Origin of the sequence: Vibrio sp. V42_P2S4T144 (assembly GCF_009904715.1) — a bacterium.
In the GTDB taxonomy this organism is placed as follows: Bacteria; Pseudomonadota; Gammaproteobacteria; order Enterobacterales; family Vibrionaceae; genus Vibrio; species Vibrio alginolyticus.
Window position 1 is genome coordinate 1 of the sequence record NZ_WXWS01000291.1, and the last position, 3360, is coordinate 3360.

Consider the following 3360-nt stretch of genomic DNA (forward strand, 5'->3'; position numbering starts at 1 on the left):
TTTATGAAGCGTTTAGTCAGAGTGGTTGAAAGGGAGTTAATACAGCAAGAACACCCCTTCGTAGCCGCCGATCTCAATGTGAGAAACATAGTCGCCGATGTTACCGTCTTGATCTACAGGTCGCATAGGTTCTGGAAGTGCGATAGTTATCTTCGGTGAGGAGAAATAATCGATATTCTTGCCAAAGAAATCAGTTCGATACAGAACTCGGCCTTTGGTGAATTCGCGGGCTAACACCATCTCTGTAGGGCCATGCATCACTACCGTATCGTCTGAGTGATACGCAAAGTACGTATGGGTTGGTAACAAATCGATAGCGCCATTAGGCAAGTCAGGATGAGCCACTTTGCTCATAGAAGCATCTCCAATCACCGTGTAATCGGCGGAATAGGGCGTGCTGGTGGACATCATTAGCGGAGTCGCCTGATACCCATCTGGGATTTGATTGGTTGGCATACCTAAATCGATGGCAAGCAAGGCGCTAGGTTGATAAGCAATATTCTTTGGTACGCCTGCCTTCCAGAAGTTGTCACTTGTTGTGTTATTACTTCCATATAAGTAGCCATTGTTCCACTGATTAAAGTAAATGCGCTCAGGGTGATAGTTTAAGTAGAACACCGCTAGTGCAGAGTATTGGTCCTGTTTCCAATTGTTTTCTGTGTTACCAAAGTATTGAACGCGACCATAACGCGTGGTCGCTTGATAAATCACTTTCTGGCCAGCTTTGGCGAGTGCAGAGTTATCCCAAAATTTAGCCAAGCCAGCATAGCCACTAAAGCCGGTAGCAGGGAAAAGGTAGTGCTCGCGCAAGTACAAGTAGCCAGCGTTAACCAAGTGGTTTTGCCCATTACGACCGAATAAGTTTGCCGTACCTATGTTGAGGCCAATTAACGCATCTTCATCCAGCGTTGCCAGTTTATTCAAGAACGCCGTGAATTGCGCTTTGTAAGCATCGTCAGCAGCTTGGCTACCCGCCACCAAACCAAGTTCATCCACTGTGCCTCCGGAATATATGTAGAACTGATTTGCACCGAGTAACTTATTCGTATCGTCGTTGTACGCACCATTTAAACCTTGTTTCGCCCATTCAGCTTGGTAAGAGTGGCGCATTGTATTGGCAAAAAAGGGATTGCCGAGATTGGTCAATGCCCAAGAAGAGGTTTGATTCCACATACGACCAAATGGAATAACGCGTGACTCCCAACGAAATCGTGCGGTTGCATTCTTATTCGAACGGTTTTTGTATTCATGCCAAGAAAGATAATTGTCTTGGTTTCGATCTGCAGATTTGTCGAAGCCACGAATTTTACGCCAGCGTTGAATGGTTTGACCTTCCGGTGTCTCCGTTGGTGCTCCTGAGATATTGACGGCAGGGAAGCTATCTTTGAGTTGAATGTTTTCGAGACGTGGGCGGTTTTCTATGTTGTCGTCATGCCAAGTAATTTTCGCAACGTAAAGGCGGCCGCCGTCGCGTAAAAAGGTGGAGCCAAAGTACTGACCGCCATCATAAGTTTTTCCGCTACCATCATGCGTTGTAGCGCGAACCCAATCCGAAGGGACAGACCAGTTGACCGTTTGGTTTTTAGTCATGTTCTCAGTTTTGTCTTTTTTAATCGCGAAGCGTTTCCATTCAGTTACCTGACCAAACGAGTCGATGGCAGAAGGGTATTCAATCGTGAAGCTGCCGCCTTGAGCAAACTGAGAGAACGTAAAGGCTAAGCGGTCGAACTTCTCTGAGTGATAGACATAGAGGGCTCCACCATTATTCGCCTGACCAAATACATCAGCATCCCATGGCGGTGGTTGATATAGCCAAAAACCGGCGTGGTTAGCGTTGGCGGTATAGCCAACGATCATCGGTTTTCGATTGAGTAGAGTATTCTCACCATGGCTTGAGTCGACTTCAGCTAGGATAGTGTCTTCAGAAAAGTGGAGAAAGAAATCTTCGTAGTCAATTCCATTCAGTTCTGCGTGATTACGTATATCGTTTTCCAGCCAACCTGAGTTAAGTTCCAGCTTTTGGTTGTACATGTAACCAAGTGCTTGTACACGCTCATTATGACTTTTACTTTCGTAAGCGCCGAATACGATATCAGCATAATCCAGTTCCCATTCACGTGTAGCCGCAGCAGAGATAGGCTTATCTTGAAGATCAATACCCTGTTCATGCAATCCAGGTAACACGATTGCTGTTCTACTCCAAACGCTGGGTATGGAAAGTAAGCTCAGAGAAGCAAGTGCCATGAGAGAAAAACAATGCGACTTCAACATGGGGTTATCTCACTCATACTTAGATGACTCGAATTAAGGGCCAGAATACAAAGAGAAATTATAGTCTATTCACAAAGTCCTAATCAGGAACCCGCCGATAGAAGGCTTTACCGGAAATCGAGGGGGGAAGCCCGGCAAAAATGAGAAGGTCTGCGTCGGGTGTAGTACGTTCAAAGACTCAAAATTCCGTCTACACAAGCACAAAAGTAACCAGAATTTTAACCTTGTTTCGATTGCCATCATATTGTTGGATTTTCATCAACAATTTCAGTTAAAACCAACTGATTAAACCAGTCATATTCTCTGTTGTATTGATTGCTTATCATACAAAAATTTAACAAAATTAATTTTTATACATTTTTATTGCATAAAAAATCCTTTTGAGTAATATAAATGCCAAGTGACAATTAATGCGGTATGTCAGCATGACTATTCAGGTAAGCGGAATCAATAAATCCTACGGTGAGACACAAGTGCTTCACGATGTCAGCTTTAAGTGTGAAAGCGGCGAAACACTGGTGTTACTCGGTCCGAGTGGTGCAGGGAAGAGCTCTCTACTGCGTGTTCTTAACCTTCTTGAAGGGGCGGATAACGGCCAGTTAAACATCGCTAATGACGCATTCGACTTTTCAACTGAAATCAAAGAGAAGCAAGGTTTAGCGCTTCGTCGTAAAGTGGGCATGGTGTTCCAACAGTACAACCTATGGCCACACATGACAGTGATGGAGAACCTGATTGAGGCTCCGGTAAAAGTCGCTGGCATGGATAAAGAAGAAGCGAAGAAGCAGGCAATGCAAATTCTTGCGACGCTGCATTTGGCAGACAAAGCGGATGCATGGCCGATGCAACTTTCTGGTGGTCAGCAACAACGTGTGGCGATTGCTCGTGCATTGATGATGAAACCGGAAGTCTTGCTTTTTGATGAACCGACCGCTGCGCTTGATCCGGAAATTACTAACCAAGTCGTTAAGATTATTAAAAATTTAAGCGAAACCGGAATTACACAAGTAGTTGTGACGCACGAAGTGGATTTCGCCAAGAAAATCGCTAGTCACGTACTGTATTTAGAAAAAGGACACATCGTTGAGC

The 3360-nt window shown here is 44.7% G+C and carries 2 protein-coding genes; one reads left to right on the plus strand and one right to left on the minus strand.

The genetic code is table 11. The features are described 5' to 3' along the window. Positions 1-36 precede the first annotated feature (36 nt). Entirely contained in the window at positions 37-2271 is a 2235-nt protein-coding gene (locus CAG68_RS10040) for a hypothetical protein (protein ID WP_161441094.1), read from the minus strand. A 425-nt stretch (positions 2272-2696) separates the two neighbouring features. Here CAG68_RS10040 and artP point away from each other — a divergent pair. Beyond that, positions 2697-3360: arginine ABC transporter ATP-binding protein ArtP (gene artP, locus CAG68_RS10045; protein WP_337250509.1), on the plus strand; the 664-nt coding region annotated here is incomplete at its 3' end.

Bases quoted from the DNA above. Each gene is read 5' to 3' on its own strand.
- CAG68_RS10040 (WP_161441094.1), bottom strand. From the start codon at position 2,271: ATGTTGAAGTCGCATTGTTTTTCTCTCATGGCACTTGCTTCTCTGAGC.